The following is a 17,245-nucleotide window of genomic DNA, read 5'->3' as shown; positions in this document are numbered from 1 at the left end:
GCTCCTCGTCTCTGAAGTGCGACGGGAAACCGGTGTCTCCCGTCGTGCGGTGACCTCACGATATGGGCGAGGTGTTGCCCGGCCGTCAAGCGAATGTTTCGCTGGTGTTACGTCACCGGCCGGGTGGGTCCCTCCCAATAGGGTCAGTTTAGTCACCCGAAGCGGGGTATCGCCGACATGGGGATCGGCAGGTCGCCCGGCTACCCTGGGCAGTATGCGTGACGTTGCGGGATCATGGTTGTCCGGCCCCACCTCCGGCAGTGGGCCGGAGCAGAAGTACAAGGGTGAGAATCTCGGTCTCCCGGCGTCCGGCGCGGGCTCGATCGCCCCGTTGGGCGTTCGTGTCGGCGCGCTGGCGGTGGACTGGTTCCTCGCCTACGGGCTGGTCGCCGTCATCGTGATGCTGCTCGGCCCGGAGACGCTGGGGGGCGACTCGTTCTCCGCCGTCTCCAGCTGGGCCGTGCCACTGCTGTGGGGCGTGAGCGGCGTGGTCTGCGTGTGGCTGTTCGCCCAGACGCCGGGGCAGGCGCTGGTCGGCATCGGCACGGCACGGGTCGACGCCGAGGAGCGGGTGGGTTTCGTCCGTGCGCTGGTGCGCGTGGTGTTCATCTTCTTCCTGCTGCCCCCGCTCATCCAGGACGAGGACGGACGCGGCATGCACGACCGCGCCACCGGCACCACTCTGATCCGTACCCGTTGATCCGTACCCGCTGACGAGACGACGCCCGCCGCCCGGGACGGGCGGCGGGCGTCGTGAGCCCGGTGGCTGCGACAGCCTGACGGCGGACGGCTCAGCCGCGGCGGCGGGCGCTGCGCTGGATGTTGCGCACCTTCGCGCCCTGGGGGACCGGGCCCTTGGGCATCTGGTTCTGAATGCCGGTCTTGGTGCTCAGCGCGCGGAGCCGGGTGTCGAGGGCGTCGACCTTCGCCCGGCTGATGTTCATCGGGTATCGGGTGAGCCGGCGGTTCAGCTTGCGCAGTGGCACCTGCTCGGGGGTCGCGTCCTGCTCCTCGCCGACGATCAACTCGTAGATCGGGGTGTCGCCGACGACCCGGGCGACCTTCTTCTTCTCCTGTGCCATGAGCGGCTTGAGCCGGCGCGGCTCGCCCTCGCCCACGATCACGATCCCGCACCGGCCGACCACGCGGTGGACCGCGTCGAAACTCGTCGTGGCGGCGACGGCCTGGTTGACCCGCCACCCGGACCGCAACTGGTCCAGGGCCCACGCGGCCGCGCCCGGCTGCCCCTCGGCCTTGCCGTACACCGTGTTCTGCACGCGGCGCGAGAAGATCACCATCGCGAGCATGAGGCCGGTGAGCACACCGAGGGGGAGCATCCACCACTCGCCGCCCCACAGCATGCCGAGGAGGAAGAACACGACCGTCGACAGGACGACCGCACCGATCATCAGCGGCCACAGGAGCTTGTCCTGCTTGGACTGGATCTTCAGCGCCTGCCACATCTGGCCGCGCTGTTCCTTGCCCGCCTGCCGCCGAGCGGCCCGGGCCGCCTTCTTGTCCGCCTTGGTGAGCTCGCTCTTCGCCATGGTCATCAGGATACGTGCCCGCCACCGCGGTCCGGGAACCGCGGCTGACCCGAGGGGTGCCCCGCCCCGGCCGACTGTGGGCGGGTCAGACGCGGGCGCGCTCGCGGTCCAGGACGCTCGAGGCCTCCTGGGACGCCGAACCTCCTGTCGTCAGCTGCTGCAGGTGCTCCGGAACCGCCTGCCCGCGGTGCTCCAGCGCCTGGACGTAGAGGCGGCCGGCTCGGTACGACGAGCGGACGAGCGGTCCGGCCATGACGCCGGCGAAACCGATCTCACGGGCCTGATCGGACAGCTCGACGAACTCCTCGGGCTTGACCCAGCGGTCGATCGGGTGGTGCAGCGGGCTGGGCCGGAGGTACTGCGTGATGGTGAGGATGTCGCAGCCGGCGGAGTGCAGGTCGCGCATCGCGTCGACGATCTCGTCGGTGGTCTCGCCCATCCCCAGGATGAGGTTGGACTTGGTGACGAGGCCGAAGTCGCGCGCGGCGCGGATCACGTCGAGGGAGCGGTCGAACCGGAACGCCGGGCGGATCCGCTTGAAGATCCGCGGCACGGTCTCGAGGTTGTGCGCCAGCACCTCGGGACGCGACTCGAACACCTCGGCCAGCTGGTCCGGGTCCCCGTTGAAATCGGGGATGAGGTTCTCGACCCCCGTGTTGGGGTTGAGCTCGTGGATCTTGCGGACGGTCTCCGCGTAGAGCCAGGCCCCGCCATCCTCCAGGTCGTCGCGCGCGACGCCCGTGATGGTGGAGTAGCGCAGACCCATCTCGCGCACGGACTCGGCCACGCGCCGCGGCTCGTCACGATCGAGGGCGCTGGGCTTGCCGGTGTCGATCTGGCAGAAGTCGCAGCGGCGGGTGCACTGCTCGCCGCCGATGAGGAACGTGGCCTCCCGGTCCTCCCAACACTCGTAGATGTTGGGGCAGCCGGCCTCCTCGCACACCGTGTGCAGGCCGCCGGTCTTGACCAGCGTCTTGAGTTCCTTGTACTCGGGACCCATGGTGGCCTTCGTACGGATCCACGACGGCTTGCGCTCGATCGGCGTCTCGGCGTTGCGGGCCTCGATACGGAGGAGCTTGCGGCCTTCAGGAGTCACAGTCACGGCCGCAAGCCTACGCGCGAATCACGCTACGGGCAGTCGGCCGTCCAGCGCCTCCACCATGTCGGAGGTGACCTGGTCGAGAACCTCCGACACCGGCACCACGCGACCGAGTTCGGCGCTGAGGGACGTGACCCCGGCGTCGACGATCCCGCAGGGGACGATCCGCGAGAACGCGGTCAGATCGCAGTCGCAGTTGAGGGAGAACCCGTGCATCGTCACGCCCCGCTGGACACGGATCCCGATGGCCGCGATCTTGCGCTCGGGCCTGCCGTCCGAGGCCGCACACCACACCCCGGAGCGCCCGTCGACGCGCCCGGCCTCCACGCCGAGTCGCGCGCAGGTGGAGATGAGGGCCTGCTCGACACGACGGACGTACTCGACCACGTCGATGGGGTCGGTCAGCGCGACGATCGGGTACCCCACCAGTTGGCCGGGTCCGTGCCAGGTGATCCGGCCGCCGCGGTCCACGTCGACGACCGGGGTCCCGTCGGTGGGACGGTCGGACGGCTCCGTGCGTTTGCCGGCGGTGTAGGTGGCGGGGTGCTCCAGGAGGAGGATCGTGTCGCCCCGCTGCCCGTCGGCGCGCTCCTCGGCGAGGGCACGTTGGAGCTCCCAGGTGGGGCTGTACTCGACGGTGCCGAGCCGACGGATCTCCGGGGGCGCCGGGTCACGGCGGAGGGACTGACCGGTGTGCGACATGTCCCCAGGGTAGGCCGAGGGGTGTGACGACGACGACGGGCGCCCTCCGTGAAGGAGGACGCCCGTCGCGGGGTTCAGCGGAACCTACCGATCAGCCGGCTTCACAGGTCGAGGTCACCGTCGAACTCGGCCTTCTCCAACCGGTCCTTCACCGTGGTGAGGAAGCGGCCGGCGTCGGCGCCGTCGATCAGGCGGTGATCGTAGGTCAGCGGCATGAAGCCCATCGACCGGATGGCGATCGACTCGCCGTCGGCGTCGGCATCCACCACGGGCCGCCGCACGATCGCGCCGGTGCCGAGCATCGCCGCCTGCGGCGGGACGAGGATCGGGGTGTCGAACAGGGCCCCCTCGCTGCCGATGTTGGTGATGGTGAACGTGCCGCCCTGGAGGTCGTCCGGCGTGAGCTTGGACGCCCGCGCCCGCTCGGCCAGGTCGATGATCGCCTTGGCCAGCCCCGGGATGTCCAGGTCCTGCGCGTTCTGGATGACCGGGGAGAGCAGCCCCGCCTCGGTGTCCACGGCGATCCCGAGGTTCACCGACCCGTGGTAGGTGATCTCGTTGGTCTTCTCGTCGTACGACGCGTTGACGTTCGGGTGCGACACCAGGGCCTCGACGACCGCCTTGGCGTAGAACGGCAGGTACGAGAGCTTGGCGCCGTGCTTGTCGGCGAACTGCTCCTTGACCTGCGAGCGCAGCTGCGCCACCCGGGTCATGTCCACCTCGAAGACCTGCGTGAGCTGAGCGGTCTGTTGCAGCGACTCACGGGTCTTCTGCGCCGTGATCTTGCGGATCCGGTTGGCCTTCTTGGTGGTGCCGCGCAGCTCCGCGAGCTCGGGCCGGACGCCGGCCTTCGACGGGCCGCCGCTGGGCGCCTTCTCCTCGGCCGGGGTCTCGGAACCGGAGTCGGAACCCGAGCCCTCGGCCGCCGCGAGGACGTCCTGCTTACGGATCCGGCCGCCGATGCCGGTGCCCTTGACCGAGTCCAGGTCGACGCCGTGCTCCTGCGCGAGCTTGCGCACCAGCGGGGTAACGTACGGCGAGCTCCCGGACTTGGCGGCCGCCGCGGGCTCGGCCCGCTCGGGCAGGTCGCCGGAGGGCCCGCTGTCGGACTTCTCCGACCCGCGCGGCTTCGCGGCCTTCTTCTTGCTCTTCTGCTCGGCCTTCTTCCCGGACGTCGACCCGGACCCGGACTCCGCCTTGGCGGCGGCCTTCTTCTCGGTCTCGGGGGTGTCCTCGGGGACCTCGTCCTCGTCGGAGGCGTCCACGCCCTCGTCCTTGGCGTCGGTGGCGTTCTGCTCCTCGGCCGACTGTTCGTCCGAGTCAGAGCCGGAGTCGTCGTCGGAGTCGCTCGCGGCGTCGCCGTCGCCGTCGCCTATGACGGCGAGGGTGGCGCCGACGTCGACGGTCTCGTCCTCCTCGGCCACGATCTTCTGCAGGGTGCCGGCGACGGGGGAGGGGATCTCGGTGTCGACCTTGTCGGTGGAGACCTCGAGCAGGGGCTCGTCGACCTCGACGGTGTCGCCGACGGACTTGAGCCACTTGGTGATGGTGCCCTCGGTGACGGACTCGCCGAGTTCGGGCATGACGACGTCGGTGCCCTTGCCGCCGCCCCCGCCTCCGGAGGACTTCTTGGCCGGGGCGGGCTCCTCGGCGGGCTCCTCGGCGGGCTCGTTGTCCGCGGAATCGTCCGCGGCATCCGACTCGTCGGCCTCATCGGCCTGATCGTCAGAGTCGTCAGAGTCGTCGGCCTCATCGGCGGAGTCGGAGTCGTCTGAGTCGTCGTCGGAGTCGCTCGCGGCGTCGCCGTCGCCGATGACGGCGAGGGTGGCGCCGACGTCGACGGTCTCGTCCTCCTCGGCCACGATCTTCTGCAGGGTGCCGGCGACGGGGGAGGGGATCTCGGTGTCGACCTTGTCGGTGGAGACCTCGAGCAGGGGCTCGTCGACCTCGACGGTGTCGCCGACGGACTTGAGCCACTTGGTGATGGTGCCCTCGGTGACGGACTCGCCGAGTTCGGGCATGACGACGTCGGTGCCCTTGCCGCCGCCCCCGCCTCCGGAGGACTTCTTGGCCGGGGCGGGCTCCTCGGCGGGCTCGTCGTCCGCGGAATCGTCGGCCTGATCGTCAGAGTCGTCGGCCTCATCGGCGGAGCCGGAGCCGGAGTCGTCGTCGGACTCGTCCGAGTCGTCGGACCCGCCCGAGCCGTCGTCGATGACGGCGAGTTCCCCGCCGATCTCGACCGTCTCGTCCTCATCGGCGACGATCTTCTTCAGCGTGCCGGCGGCGGGCGACGGGATCTCGGTGTCGACCTTGTCGGTGGAGACCTCGAGCAACGGCTCGTCGACCTCGACCGTGTCCCCCTCCTTCTTGAGCCAGCGGGTAACCGTGCCCTCGCTGACGGATTCACCGAGAGCCGGCATCTGTACGGAGAAGGCCATGGTGTCGTGACTCCTCAAGAGTTCTCATTCGCTGCCAGCAAGCGCGGTCCGCGCCCGCGTGAGCGGCGTCGTGGGTGTGAGTTATCTGTTCGTCGTGTCGATCCGGGGCCGGATGCGCGGTGGCGCCCCCACCCAGGATCGTCGTCCATTGTGCCCTCTGCCACCTATCGGCGTCGGCGGACGTGCCGATCCCGACCCCGGCCGGTGCCCGATTCGCCGGTCGCCCGCAGCGTGACGGGCGTCGGGCGTCGGTACGATCGTGTCCCATAGGCCGCCCTCACCCCGTACGGGGGCCCGACGGAAGGACCGACGGTGGGTATCCGTGACCTGTTCGGGCGTCGTGGGCCTCGGGTCCCGGCCGATCCGGCCGATCTCGATCACCTGCGCCGGTGGTGCCGCACCCGCGTGGGCGTGGAGGCGTATCTCGAGCCGGAAACCCTCGTCTCGGTCCCCGGCCTGTGCCTGGTGGCCTTCGACGGCGAATGGACCCGCAGGCCGGTCGGCGACGTGGCCACCGCGCGCAAACTCGCCGCGCAGTTGAAGCTGCCCCTGTTCGACGCCGCCGTCCAGGGCTACCCCCAACGGATGCGCGACTACGAGGAGGTCCGCATCAAGCGTGAGCGGCGCGAGCGGGCCGAGCGCCTCCGCGACCGGCTGCGCGAGCCCGAGGGGGGCTAGCCGCGCTGACCCCGCCGCCCGCGGCCGACTCAGGCTCCGGCGGCGATGTCCTCGAGGACGGCGAGCATGGTCCGCACGGGCACCCCGGTTCCGCCCTTGGGCAGGTACCCCTCCGGGCCACCGTCGTTGTAGGCGGGGCCGGCCACGTCGATGTGCGCCCACTCGACGCCGTCCGCGACGAATTCGGAGAGGAACAGTCCGGCCGAGAGCATGCCGCCCCACCGGTGCGGGGTGACGTGGGTCAGGTCGGCCACCTCGGAATCCAGCCCGGCACGCAACTCCTCGGGCAGCGGCATCGGCCAGCCGCCCTCGCCGACCGACCGGCTGAGGTCGGCCACCCGGTCGCGGAAGTCCTCGGTTCCCATGACACCCGGGGTCTTCTTGCCCAGCGCCACCATCTGCGCACCGGTGAGGGTGGCGGTGTCGATGAGATGGGACGGGGAGTCCTCGCAGGCCCGGACGATCGCGTCGGCCAGGATGAGCCGCCCCTCGGCGTCGGTGTTCTTCACCTCGACGGTCGTGCCCCCGTACATGGTCAACACGTCGCCGGGCCGGTACGCCGTCGACGACGGCATGTTCTCCGCCATGGGCACGGTCGCCACCACGGTGAGATCCAAGCCCAGCCGCGCGGCGAGGATGACGGTGGCGACGACGGCCGCGGCGCCACCCATGTCCATGGTCATCTGCTCCATGCCGGCGGCCGGCTTGATGGAGATGCCGCCGGTGTCGAAGGTGATGCCCTTGCCCACCAGGGCCACGGTGGGTCGACCCTCGGCGCCCCGGTGGGTGAGCCGCACCATGCGCGGGCCGCGGGAGGAGCCGCCGCCCACGGCGAGGATGCCGCCGTAGCCACCTTCGGTGAGCGCCTCCTCGTCCAGCACCTCGACCTCCAGACCGGCGTCGCGGGCCAGTTCGGCGGCCCGATCGGCGAACGATCCGGGGAACAGCAGGTTGGGCGGGGTGTTGACCAGATCGCGCGCCAGCCCGACACACTCGGCGACGGTGGCGGCGCGGGTCACGGCGTCGGCGCCGCCCTCGGCGACGAACACCTTCAGCGAATCGCTGTTCTCGTCGTCGTCGTCGTTCTTCGAGGTGACCTTGGCCGGGCGGAACGATCCGAGCCCCGCTCCCAGGGCCACCGGCTCCGCGCGCTCGGCGTCCAGCAACACCAGGGCGGACCCGAGTCCGCGGCAGGCCCGCGCGGCGGCGCCGGCCGCGCGGCGCAGGGACTCGTCGGACACCTCGTCGTCGGAGGACCCGAGCCCCACCAGCACCACGGACCCGGCCGACACACCGTCCGGCGCCGGGACACGGGTGGTGGAGGCGACCTTGGTGGACGCGCCCACCGACCGCGCGACCGCGGCGAGCGCCGCGGTGACCCCACCCTCCAGGCCGGGGGCGACGACGACGGGCGCCGCATCCTCTCCGGCCCCGGCATCGGCCGCGATACCGACCACCACGACGTCGGCGTCCACCGGCGTCGTGACCGCCTCGATCGGGGCGAGATCAGGGCTGTGGGTGAGGATCGACTGCGCGGTCGGCATAAAGCGCTCCTGGGGGTCGGCGGGACGTACGGGAAGGGTCGTGATGCCCGGACGACGCGGCGGGACCGCCACGGCGAGGGCACCATAGTCTATCGACTAACGTGGGCAGGCAGCCGGACCGAAGAGCGCGAGGAGTGGCCACATGACAGACACAGGGGACCTTCACGAGGGACCACTGCACTCCCGCCACGTGGAGGCCGGCGCCACCTTCGCCCCGTTCGGCGGCTGGTCGATGCCGGTGCAGTACGCCGGCACCGTCGCCGAACACACCGCCACCCGCACGGCCGTCGGACTGTTCGACGTCAGCCACCTCGGCAAGGCGCTCGTGACCGGCCCGGGCGCCGCGGAGTTCGTCAACTCGTGCTTCACCAACGACCTCGACCGGATCGCCGCCGGCAGCGCCCAGTACACGCTGTGCTGCGACGAGTCCGGGGGAGTGGTGGACGACCTCATCGCCTACCGGGTCTCCGACTCCGAGATCTTCCTCATCCCCAACGCCGCCAACACCGCCGAGGTGGTCCGGCGGATGCAGGCCGCCGCCGCCGAGCGGGCGCCCGGGGTCACCGTCACCGACGAACACCGTTCCCGCGCCGTGATCGCGGTCCAGGGCCCGCTCGCCGGAGAGGTGCTCGAGGCGGTGGGGCTGCCGACCGACCTCGACTACATGGCGTACGTCGACGCCGGCTGGAACGGACACTCCGTGCGGGTCTGCCGTACCGGGTACACCGGCGAGTACGGCTTCGAGGTGTTGCCCGCCTGGGACGAGGCCGGCCCGATCTGGGACGCGCTCGCCGAGCAGGTGCTGTCCCGCGAGGGCGCCCTGTGCGGTCTCGGTGCCCGCGATTCGCTGCGCACGGAGGCCGGCTACCCGCTGCACGGCAACGAACTGTCCGTGGACCTCAGCCCGCTCGAGGCACGCTGCGCCTGGGCCATCGGCTGGGACAAGCCCGCCTTCTGGGGGCGCGAGGAACTGCTGCGTCAGAAGGAGGCCGGCCCCGCCCGCCGGATGTACGCGCTCGAGGTCACCGGACGCGGGATCCCGCGCGCCGGACAGACCGTGCGCGCCGGTGGACGCGACGTGGGCGTCACCAGCTCCGGCACGTTCTCACCGACCCTCAAGACGGGGATCGCGCTCGCGTTCATCGAGTTGGACGCGGGTCTGAAGAAGGGCGACGAGGTCGTCGTCGACGTACGCGGACGAGAGGTACCGTGCCGCCTCGCGGTACCCCCGCTCATCGAGATCCGCACCCGCTGACCCGCCCCCTTCCTCCAGGAACGAGACCCGCAATGTCCGAGTTCGACGTCCGTCCGTCCGCCTCGCCGAGATCGACCGCCGAGCGCGAGGCCATCCTCGCCGCCCCCGGCTTCGGCAAGCACTTCACCGACCACATGGTCACCCTCCCGTACTCGAACGGGCAGTGGGGCACCCCGGTCGTGGAGGCGTACGCCCCCCTGTCCATCGACCCGTCCGCCGTGGTCCTGCACTACGCGCAGACGATCTTCGAGGGCCTCAAGGCCTACCGGCAGGCCGACGACTCCATCGCCTCGTTCCGACCCGAGCAGAACGCCGCCCGCTTCAACCGCTCCGCGGAGCGCCTCGCCATGCCGCAGCTGCCCGAAGAGCTGTTCATGGAGTCGTTGCGGCAGATCGTGGCGATCGACCGCGACTGGGTGCCCGCCGCCGGCGGTGAGGAGGCGCTCTACCTGCGGCCCTTCATGATCGCCACCGAGACCGGGCTCGGCGTGCGGCCGGCCGACGAATACCTCTACTCGGTGATCGCTTCCCCGGCCGGCGCGTATTTCTCCCGCGGCGTGGCCCCCGTGAGCGTCTGGCTGAGCACCGAGTACGTGCGCGCCAGCCCCGGCGGCACCGGCGCCGCCAAGTTCGGCGGCAACTACGCCGCCTCGCTGCGCGCCCAGGAGCAGGCCGCGGCCAAGGGATGCGACCAGGTGGTCTGGCTCGACGCGATCGAGCGGAAGTACGTGGAGGAGATGGGCGGGATGAACCTGTTCTTCGTCCTCGGCTCCGGCGACTCCGCCGAGATCGTGACCCCCGAACTGTCCGGCTCGTTGCTGCCGGGCGTCACCCGCGACAGTCTCCTGCAGTTGTCCCGCCACCTCGGCTACCCCGTGACCGAGCGCAAGGTCTCGGTGGACGAGTGGGAGTCGGGCGTGGCCTCCGGCGAGATCACCGAGGTGTTCGCGTGTGGCACCGCCGCCGTCATCACCCCCGTCGGGTCCGTGCAGCACTCCGGCGGCGGCTACACGGTGGGTGACGGCGGGCCGGGGGCGATCACCATGCAGCTGCGCGAGACGCTCACCGGTATTCAGCGCGGGTCCGTGGAGGACCCGTTCGGCTGGATGACGACGCTGGTCTGAGCCGCGCCCCGTCAGAGCAGGAGCACCGCCGCCACCAGCGCGGCGGCGGTGCCCGTCTCGATCACCGCTCCGAGGACGTCCCCGCTGATCCCGCCGAACCGGCGGACCGCGTGTCGGCCGAAGCCCGCCGCGGCGCCGTAGGCGGCGACGCCCGCCACGGCGCCGGCCGCGGGGGCCCACCACGTGGCGGCGGACCACCCTGACCCCGCCAGCGCGGCGCCCGCGGCCGCACACACCAGTCCGGTCACCACCACGGCGACGCGGGACTGGGAGCCGGCGACGAGCGCGCCGAAGCCGGTCGGCGACGCCGCGGGGACGCCCCGGCGCAGAAGGACGGCCGGTAGGCACCGCGAGAGGACGACGGCGGCGACCGGGGCGAGCCAGGCGCCCGAGTCGACCAGGGTGCCCAACGCTGCCACCTCGGCGAGCAGAACCAACACCAGGACGGCGGCCCCCATCGGCCCGACGGACCCGGACCGCATGATCTCCAGTGCGCGATCCGGGCCGGCGTACGACCCGAGTCCGTCCGCGGTGTCGGCCAGCGCGTCCACGTGCATCCCGCGGGTGAGGGCCAGAACGGCCGCCACCCCGATCACCCCGGACAGCAGCGCGCCGGCCCCCATCGCGTGCACACCGTGGGCCAGTGCGGTCGCGACGACGCCGCACACCAGGCCGACGACGGGCATCGCCGTCATCGCCCGGCCGGCCGCCGCGGAGTCGGGGACACCCGGTCGCCCCACGGGCAGCACCGTCATCCACGACAATGCGAGTCGGACCGCGGCGAGCACGGCTCGTCAGTCCTTGCCGGTGACCCCGGCGTCGGCGAAGGTCGCCATCTGCGTGAGGATCGCGACCGCGTTGTGGACGACGGGAAGCGCGGCGACGGCTCCGCTGCCCTCGCCCAGACGCATCGAGTGTTCGAGGATCGGCTCGAGGGACAGGTAGGTCAGCGCGGCGGTGTGGGCGGGCTCGGCGCTGCGGTGGCCGGCCGTCCACCACTGGCGGGCGCCGGGGGCCAGGGCCTCGGCCATGAGCGCCGCGGACGTGACCACGGACCCGTCGAGCAGGCACGGGGTCTTCCGGATCGCCGCCTGGGCCAGGAATCCGGCCATCGCGGCGAGGTCTGCACCACCGACCTTGCGCAACATCGCCACGGGATCCCGCAGGTCGCCGGACGCCCGGAACATGGCGTCCCGGATCGCGGCGGTCTTGCGCATCCAGCCCTCGTCGTCGATCCCGGTTCCGCGGCCGACCAACTCGACCGGCTCGCGACCGGTGACGAGGCACGTCAGCACGGTGGCGGGCGTGGTGTTGCCGATGCCGAGGTCGCCCGCGATGAGCAGGTCCGCCCCGGAGTCGACCTCCTCGTCGGCGATGCGACGACCGGCGGCGATCGCGGCCCGCACCTCCTCGGGGGTCAGGGCGTCCTCCCTGTCGATCGACCCGCTGGAGCGGCGGATTTTGTGGTCGTCGAGCCCTCCGGGACGCTCGGCCGACATCGCCATGTCGGCCACCCGGACCGTGGCGCCGGCCATGCGGGCGAGGACGGACACCGCCGCGCCGCCGCCGACGATGTTGTCGGCCATCTGCAGCGTGACCTCGCGCGGGAACGCGGACACCCCGTGTTCGGCGACGCCGTGGTCACCGGCGAACACCACCACCCTGGCGCGGTCGAGCGGTCGGGGCGGGCACGCCTCCTGGCACGAGGAGACCCACACGCTCAGCTCCTCGAGCCGACCGAGGGACGTCGCGGGCTTGGTCAACGTGAGATGCCGGGCGCGGGCCTCCTCGGCGACGGAGTGGGACGGCGGGTGAACCGGGGGGAAGGCGACGGGGTCGTCGTAGTACGACACGTCGCCCAGGCCGGGGAAGTCGTGGGGGACGGTATCGAGGTCCCGGGGCGCGGCCGCGGCCTCGGCCTCGGGCGCGCCGGCGGCGGCCACCGTCGTACCGGTGGCCACGGCGGCCGCCCCCGTCCGGGCGTCCGGGGTGCGAGTGGCGCCACCGGCGGTCGGGTGCACGGCCTCGAGGGGGAGGGGGCGACCGGCGACGACGAGGACCGCCGAGTCGCACACCCCGGCCAGCCGCCGGTTGAGCGAACCGATCACATCGGCGAACACCCGACCGGAGAGCGTGTCCGGCACGACTCCCAGACCGACCTCGGGCGAGACGAGGACGAGGGTGCCGGAGTGCTCGGCGACAGCGGTGACGAGGGCGTCCAGGTCCGCCGCGACCGCGGCACCCCCGTCGGTCCACCCGAGTGTGGCGTCCATCCGACGCGTCAACCAGCCTCCGAGGTCGTCCACGAGGACCGTCGATGTCGGGTGGTCGGCGAGGACCCGGACGATGTCCTCCGTCTCCTCGGTCACCCACCGGGTGGGCCGGCGCTCGCGGTGTGTCTCGATCCGCGCGGCCATCTCGTCGTCCCCGGGGTCGCGCCGGGCCGTGGCGACGTACACGACGTCGTCGTCGGTGGCCGCGGCCACCGACTCGGCGTGGGCGGACTTGCCCGAGCGGATACCACCGAGGACGAGCAGGCGCATGGGGGGTCAGGCCCTTCCGGGGATCAGTGGCTCTGGACGGGTCAGATGGCGTCGCCCGGGCGGACCCGGGGGCGGGGGGTGCGGAGCATGCGGGGCTGCGTCGCACGCATGACGGCGTACCACCCCATACCGAAACCGGTGTCGTCGGTGGACGGGAACCTCTCGCGGACCGCCTTGTTCACGGTTCGTCCGAGGAGGATGCCGTCGACGACGACGACCATGATGAGCACCAGGAAGAGGGTCTGGCTGTAGACCATGAGGGTCGGGTTCGGGATGAGCTGGAACACGATCACGAACAGGGCGAGCGGCATGAACCAGTTGATGAGGCGCCGGTGGGTGTCGACCCAGTCGCGCGCGAACCGGCGGACCTCTCCGCGGTCACGGGAGAGCACGTAGCGGTCGTCGCCCTCCATCATGAGCTGGCGGCGCTCCTCGCGCGCGGCGCGCTCGCCGGCCCTGGCGGCCCGACGCTCGTCCTTGGTCATGGTCGCCTGGGCGGCCTTCTTGCGCTCCTTGGCCTCTTTGCGGGTGACCGGCGCGGTCACCGGACCCTGGCGCACCCCGCGGGCGCGCTCCTGGTCGCGACGACGGGGCGTCGGCTTCCCCTTGCCCGCGGGGCGGCGCGGGTCGCCGGAGGGCTCGGAGGCAGCCGCATCCGCGGACGCGGGCCGCCCCTCGGGGGCGGGGGAGCCTTTGCCGCTCTCGTCGTCTCTGGAGCCGAATGCACGCAACTTCACACACCCAGGCTAGGCGATCGACACCGGCGCCGGACATTCACCCATGGGCGACAGCAGGCGTATCGTGTGCGGGGGAACGGGTGCCGGGGAATAGAGGACTCCCCGGTGGGCGTTGAACCTTTCACGACGCCCCCGAAGCCCTCTTCCGATCGCAAGGAGAACCGACATGACCACTGCGGAGAACACCGCTACCGGCGTACTGCTCACCGAGGCAGCCGCCGCCAAGGCCAAGGCCCTGCTGGACCAGGAGGGTCGTGACGACCTCTCGCTGCGCATCGCCGTCCAGCCCGGTGGCTGCGCGGGCCTGCGCTACCAGCTCTTCTTCGACGACCGCTCGCTCGACGGTGACGTGGTCGACGACTTCGGCGGCATCAAGCTCGCCGTCGACCGGATGAGTGTCCCGTACCTGACCGGTGCGTCCATCGACTTCGTCGACAGCATCGAGAAGCAGGGCTTCACCATCGACAACCCGCAGGCCACGGGCTCCTGCGCATGCGGCGACTCGTTCAACTGACGCCGCGGTCGCACTGACGACCGGGCGACCCGGGCCGATCACCGATCGGTCCGGGTCGTCTACTGTCTGGGGCATGCCCGTAGTCATCACAGGTTCCATCGCCACCGACCACCTCATGACCTTCTCGGGTCGCTTCTCCGAGCAGTTGCTGCCGGACCAGCTCGCGCACGTGTCGCTGAGCTTCCTGGTGGATTCGCTGCAGATCCGCCGGGGCGGGGTCGGCGGCAACATCGCCTTCGCGCTCGGCGTCCTGGGTCGGCGACCCCATCTGGTGGGGGCGGCGGGCGAGGACTTCGCCGAGTACCGCGACTGGCTCGAGCGGCACGGTGTCGATTGCTCGGCGGTCCACATCAGCTCTGCTCTGCACACGGCGCGGTTCGTGTGCACGACCGATTCGGAGATGGCGCAGCTCGCGTCGTTCTACCCCGGCGCGATGGGGGAGGCGGCGACGATCTCGCTGGCTCGCCTGGCCGAGCGGATCGGCCGTCCGGACATCGTGCTCATCGGGGCCAACGACCCCACGGCGATGCACTCCCACACGATGGAGTGCCGCGAGCTCGGTCTGGACTTCGCCGCCGATCCCTCCCAGCAGCTCGCGTTCCTCGACGGAGACGCGGCCGGTGAGCTGGTCGACGGGGCGCGGTACCTGTTCACCAACGAATACGAGTACGAGCTGCTGCTCAACAAGACCGGGTGGTCGGCCGAGGAGCTGGACGCCAAGGTCGGCACCCGCGTCACCACCCGGGGTGGGAAGGGCGTCGTGATCGTCGAGCAGGGCGCGGAGCCCATCGAGGTCGGGATCGTCCCGTCGGACAACCTGCTGGATCCCACGGGGGTCGGCGACGCGTTCCGGGCGGGCTTCCTCTCCGGTGTCCTGGACGGGTTGTCGCTGGAGCGTTCCGCCCAGTTCGGAGCCCTCATCGCCACCCACGTCCTGGAGACCACGGGCACGCAGGAGTGGACCATCGACCCGGCCGCCGCCCGCCGCCGGCTCGTCGATGCCTACGGGGACGAGGCCGCCGAGGAACTGTCGGCGCTCCTTCCCGCCTGACCGTCCCGCCGCCTCCTGCTAGAGGCGGACGGGGTACTCGCGCTGCTCGATGTCCGGGGTGATCCGGCCCTCGACGAAGATGCCGTGCCAGATCATGAAGCACAGCATGGTCCAGATGCGACGACTGTGATCGGACTCGCCGCGGCGGTGCTCGTCGAGCATCCGCAGTACCGCGGCCTTGTCCACGAACTCGTCGGTGCCGGACGCCGCCACGTGCTCGCGTGCCCAGTCGTGCAACTCCGGCCCGGCCAGCCAGTGACGGGTCGGGACGGGGAATCCCAGTTTCTTCCGGTGCAGCACGTGGGCGGGGACGATCCGTTCGAGGGCCTTGCGCAGTGCGTACTTGGTGGTGCCGTGGGCGACCTTCTCGGTGTGGGGGAGCCGCGACGCGACCTCGTAGACCTCACGGTCGAGGAACGGCACCCGTAGCTCGAGGGAGTTGGCCATGGTGACCTTGTCGGCCTTGACCAGGATGTCGCCGCGCAGCCACGTGAACAGGTCCAGGTGCTGCATCCTCGCGACGGGGTCCCATCCGCGGGACCGCTCGTAGATCGGCGCGGTGACGTCCTGGTGGCTCCACTCCGGTCGGTAGTCGCGGAGGACCGCCTCCACCTGCGCGTCGGAGAAGGAGCGGGCGTTGCCGTAGTACCGGTCCTCGAGGCTCATCGAGCCGCGGTGCAGCAGGCTCTTGCCCCGGGTGCCCTCCGGGATCCGGGTGCTGAGTCGGCCCAGCGCACGACGGATCCCACCTGGGACCTTCTCGAACGGCGCCAGCGACAGGGGCTCCTTATAGATGGTGTAGCCGCCGAACAGTTCGTCCGCGCCCTCACCCGAGAGGACGACCTTGACGTGCTTGCGCGCCTCGCGGGCGACGAAGTACAGCGGGACCAACGCCGGGTCGGCCACCGGTTCGTCGAGGTACCAGATGATTTCGGGGATCGCGGCGGCGAACTCCTCGGGCGAGACCACCTTGACGATGTGCTCCACGCCGATCGCGGCGGCCGACTCGGCGGCGACGTCGATCTCCGAGTACCCCTCGCGCTCGAAACCGGTGGTGAACGTCAGGAGGTTCTCGTTGTGGCGTCGCGCGAGGGCGGCGATGGCGGTGGAGTCGATGCCCCCCGAGAGGAACGAGCCGACGGTGACGTCGGCGCGCATGTGCTTGGCGACCGAGTCCTCGAGTGCGGCGGCGATCTCGTCGTAGCGGCGCTCGGCGTCGCCGTCGGCGACGGGCACGACGGGGAACGTGGGCTCGAAGTAGCGCTGGATCACGGGCTCGGTGCCGGGGGTGACCGTGGCATGGCATCCCGACTCCAGGCGCCGGACGCCCCGGGTGAGGGTCTCGTCCTCCGGGACGTACTGGAGGGTGACGTAGTGCTGGAGGGCGCGGGTGTCGAGGGAGGTGTCGACGACGACGAGGTCGATCAGTTCGGTGACCGACTTCTTCTCGCTCGCGAACACGGTTCCGCCGGGTCCGGTCGCCATGTACAGGGGCTTGATGCCGAAGGGGTCCCGGGCGACGAACAGCGAACGCTCGACGGTGTCCCAGATCGCGAAGGCGAACATTCCGCGGAGCCGGCGGACGGCCGAGGGGCCCCAGTGGTGGAACGCCACGACGATCGGCTCGCCGTCACCCTCGGTGGCGAACACGGCACCGTGCTCGCGCTGCAGCTCCTCGCGGAGTTCGAGGTAGTTGTAGATCTCCCCGTTGAACACCAGCGCGTAACGGTCCGGCTGCTCGGGCGGACCCCAGCGGAGCGGCTGGTGAGAGTGCGCGATGTCGATGATCGACAGGCGGTTGAACCCGAAGGCCATGTCGCCGTCGACCCAGGTGCCCACCTCGTCGGGGCCGCGGTGGCGCTGGCACCCCATGGCGCCGAGGACCCGCGCCTCGTGGGTACGGGCGGAGCCGTCGGGGGTGATCAGACCAAGCAGGCCACACATGCGTCGGGTACCTCGTCCATCGTCGTCGGGGCGTCAGCGGTGACCCGCCCGAGCGGGTCGCGACGCGAT

Annotated in this window: 15 protein-coding genes; 6 read left to right on the top strand and 9 right to left on the bottom strand. The window is 71.2% G+C overall.

The features are described from left to right. Positions 1 to 214 precede the first annotated feature (214 nt). Positions 215 to 700 carry an RDD family protein gene (locus G6R20_RS11945; RefSeq protein ID WP_069389424.1) on the top strand — a complete coding sequence of 162 codons (486 nt, stop codon included), beginning with the start codon at positions 215 to 217 and terminating at the stop codon, positions 698 to 700. A 91-nt stretch (positions 701 to 791) separates the two neighbouring features. On the opposite strand, the gene G6R20_RS11940 is transcribed toward G6R20_RS11945, so the two are convergent. The 4 genes from G6R20_RS11940 to sucB form a co-directional block, all read right to left on the bottom strand. Then, complete coding sequence (locus G6R20_RS11940) at positions 792 to 1,547, bottom strand: DUF4191 domain-containing protein (protein WP_067714310.1); 756 nt, start codon at positions 1,545 to 1,547, stop codon at positions 792 to 794. Positions 1,548 to 1,632: 85 nt separating this feature from the next. Further along, the gene (gene lipA / locus G6R20_RS11935) at positions 1,633 to 2,649 is read right to left on the bottom strand and encodes a lipoyl synthase (protein ID WP_119193041.1); all 1,017 of its coding nucleotides are present in this window, start codon (positions 2,647 to 2,649) and stop codon (positions 1,633 to 1,635) included. Positions 2,650 to 2,670: 21 nt separating this feature from the next. After that, a complete protein-coding gene (gene lipB, locus G6R20_RS11930) occupies positions 2,671 to 3,348 on the bottom strand; it encodes a lipoyl(octanoyl) transferase LipB (RefSeq protein ID WP_067714178.1) in 678 nt (225 codons plus the stop codon). 101 nt (positions 3,349 to 3,449) lie between these two features. Beyond that, entirely contained in the window at positions 3,450 to 5,786 is a 2,337-nt protein-coding gene (gene sucB, locus G6R20_RS11925; RefSeq protein WP_163376522.1) for a 2-oxoglutarate dehydrogenase, E2 component, dihydrolipoamide succinyltransferase, read from the bottom strand. A 312-nt stretch (positions 5,787 to 6,098) separates the two neighbouring features. Here sucB and G6R20_RS11920 point away from each other — a divergent pair, with 312 nt between their 5' ends. Beyond that, entirely contained in the window at positions 6,099 to 6,464 is a 366-nt protein-coding gene (locus G6R20_RS11920; protein WP_096905674.1) for an oxidoreductase, read from the top strand. 29 nt (positions 6,465 to 6,493) lie between these two features. Here G6R20_RS11920 and G6R20_RS11915 read toward each other — a convergent pair whose 3' ends face one another. Beyond that, on the bottom strand, positions 6,494 to 8,008 hold the full coding sequence (locus G6R20_RS11915) for a leucyl aminopeptidase (RefSeq protein WP_082923790.1): 1,515 nt from the start codon (positions 8,006 to 8,008) through the stop codon (positions 6,494 to 6,496). Between the two features lie 142 nt (positions 8,009 to 8,150). Here G6R20_RS11915 and gcvT point away from each other — a divergent pair, with 142 nt between their 5' ends. Together gcvT and G6R20_RS11905 are read left to right on the top strand one after the other, a co-directional pair. After that, on the top strand, positions 8,151 to 9,263 hold the full coding sequence (gene gcvT, locus G6R20_RS11910; protein ID WP_061229909.1) for a glycine cleavage system aminomethyltransferase GcvT: 1,113 nt from the start codon (positions 8,151 to 8,153) through the stop codon (positions 9,261 to 9,263). 32 nt (positions 9,264 to 9,295) lie between these two features. Continuing rightward, the gene (locus G6R20_RS11905; protein ID WP_163376521.1) at positions 9,296 to 10,387 is read left to right on the top strand and encodes a branched-chain amino acid aminotransferase; all 1,092 of its coding nucleotides are present in this window, start codon (positions 9,296 to 9,298) and stop codon (positions 10,385 to 10,387) included. A gap of 11 nt (positions 10,388 to 10,398) precedes the next feature. Here the strand turns inward: G6R20_RS11905 and G6R20_RS11900 are convergent, their stop codons facing one another. From G6R20_RS11900 to G6R20_RS11890, 3 genes are read right to left on the bottom strand one after another with little or no spacing between them, the layout of a single operon-like run. Beyond that, the gene (locus tag G6R20_RS11900; protein ID WP_120285787.1) at positions 10,399 to 11,175 is read right to left on the bottom strand and encodes an adenosylcobinamide-GDP ribazoletransferase; all 777 of its coding nucleotides are present in this window, start codon (positions 11,173 to 11,175) and stop codon (positions 10,399 to 10,401) included. 6 nt (positions 11,176 to 11,181) lie between these two features. Further along, positions 11,182 to 12,930, bottom strand: coding sequence for a nicotinate-nucleotide--dimethylbenzimidazole phosphoribosyltransferase (cobT, locus tag G6R20_RS11895; RefSeq protein ID WP_163376520.1), 1,749 nt, complete (start codon positions 12,928 to 12,930; stop codon positions 11,182 to 11,184). Positions 12,931 to 12,971: 41 nt separating this feature from the next. Then, positions 12,972 to 13,667 (bottom strand): DUF3043 domain-containing protein, encoded by a 696-nt coding sequence (locus G6R20_RS11890; RefSeq protein WP_067714163.1) that lies wholly within the window; start codon positions 13,665 to 13,667, stop codon positions 12,972 to 12,974. 166 nt (positions 13,668 to 13,833) lie between these two features. On the opposite strand from G6R20_RS11890, the gene G6R20_RS11885 reads away from it, so the two are divergent. Together G6R20_RS11885 and G6R20_RS11880 are read left to right on the top strand one after the other, a co-directional pair. Then, positions 13,834 to 14,181: an iron-sulfur cluster assembly accessory protein gene (locus tag G6R20_RS11885; protein ID WP_067714160.1), complete on the top strand. Its 348-nt coding sequence runs from the start codon at positions 13,834 to 13,836 to the stop codon at positions 14,179 to 14,181. 73 nt (positions 14,182 to 14,254) lie between these two features. Next, positions 14,255 to 15,232, top strand: a complete 978-nt coding sequence (locus G6R20_RS11880; RefSeq protein ID WP_067714157.1) for a carbohydrate kinase family protein — start codon at positions 14,255 to 14,257, stop codon at positions 15,230 to 15,232. An 18-nt stretch (positions 15,233 to 15,250) separates the two neighbouring features. Here G6R20_RS11880 and asnB read toward each other — a convergent pair whose 3' ends face one another. Further along, positions 15,251 to 17,176: an asparagine synthase (glutamine-hydrolyzing) gene (asnB, locus tag G6R20_RS11875; RefSeq protein WP_067714154.1), complete on the bottom strand. Its 1,926-nt coding sequence runs from the start codon at positions 17,174 to 17,176 to the stop codon at positions 15,251 to 15,253. Between the last annotated feature and the right edge of the window lie 69 nt (positions 17,177 to 17,245).

The organism is Dietzia sp. Alg238-R159 (assembly GCF_900537145.1).
Taxonomy (GTDB): Bacteria; Actinomycetota; Actinomycetes; order Mycobacteriales; family Mycobacteriaceae; genus Dietzia; species Dietzia kunjamensis.
Note: the sequence above shows the minus strand (reverse complement) of the source record. Positions and strands in the feature narration are given on the sequence as shown.

Excerpts from the sequence above, each read along its gene's own strand:
- G6R20_RS11945 (WP_069389424.1), top strand. The coding sequence starts at position 215 with ATGCGTGACGTTGCGGGATCATGGTTGTCCGGCCCCACCTCCGGCAGT.
- G6R20_RS11940 (WP_067714310.1), bottom strand. The coding sequence starts at position 1,547 with ATGGCGAAGAGCGAGCTCACCAAGGCGGACAAGAAGGCGGCCCGGGCC.
- lipB (WP_067714178.1), bottom strand. The coding sequence starts at position 3,348 with ATGTCGCACACCGGTCAGTCCCTCCGCCGTGACCCGGCGCCCCCGGAG.
- sucB (WP_163376522.1), bottom strand. The coding sequence starts at position 5,786 with ATGGCCTTCTCCGTACAGATGCCGGCTCTCGGTGAATCCGTCAGCGAG.
- G6R20_RS11915 (WP_082923790.1), bottom strand. The coding sequence starts at position 8,008 with ATGCCGACCGCGCAGTCGATCCTCACCCACAGCCCTGATCTCGCCCCG.
- gcvT (WP_061229909.1), top strand. The coding sequence starts at position 8,151 with ATGACAGACACAGGGGACCTTCACGAGGGACCACTGCACTCCCGCCAC.
- G6R20_RS11905 (WP_163376521.1), top strand. The coding sequence starts at position 9,296 with ATGTCCGAGTTCGACGTCCGTCCGTCCGCCTCGCCGAGATCGACCGCC.
- cobT (WP_163376520.1), bottom strand. The coding sequence starts at position 12,930 with ATGCGCCTGCTCGTCCTCGGTGGTATCCGCTCGGGCAAGTCCGCCCAC.
- G6R20_RS11885 (WP_067714160.1), top strand. The coding sequence starts at position 13,834 with ATGACCACTGCGGAGAACACCGCTACCGGCGTACTGCTCACCGAGGCA.
- G6R20_RS11880 (WP_067714157.1), top strand. The coding sequence starts at position 14,255 with ATGCCCGTAGTCATCACAGGTTCCATCGCCACCGACCACCTCATGACC.
- asnB (WP_067714154.1), bottom strand. The coding sequence starts at position 17,176 with ATGTGTGGCCTGCTTGGTCTGATCACCCCCGACGGCTCCGCCCGTACC.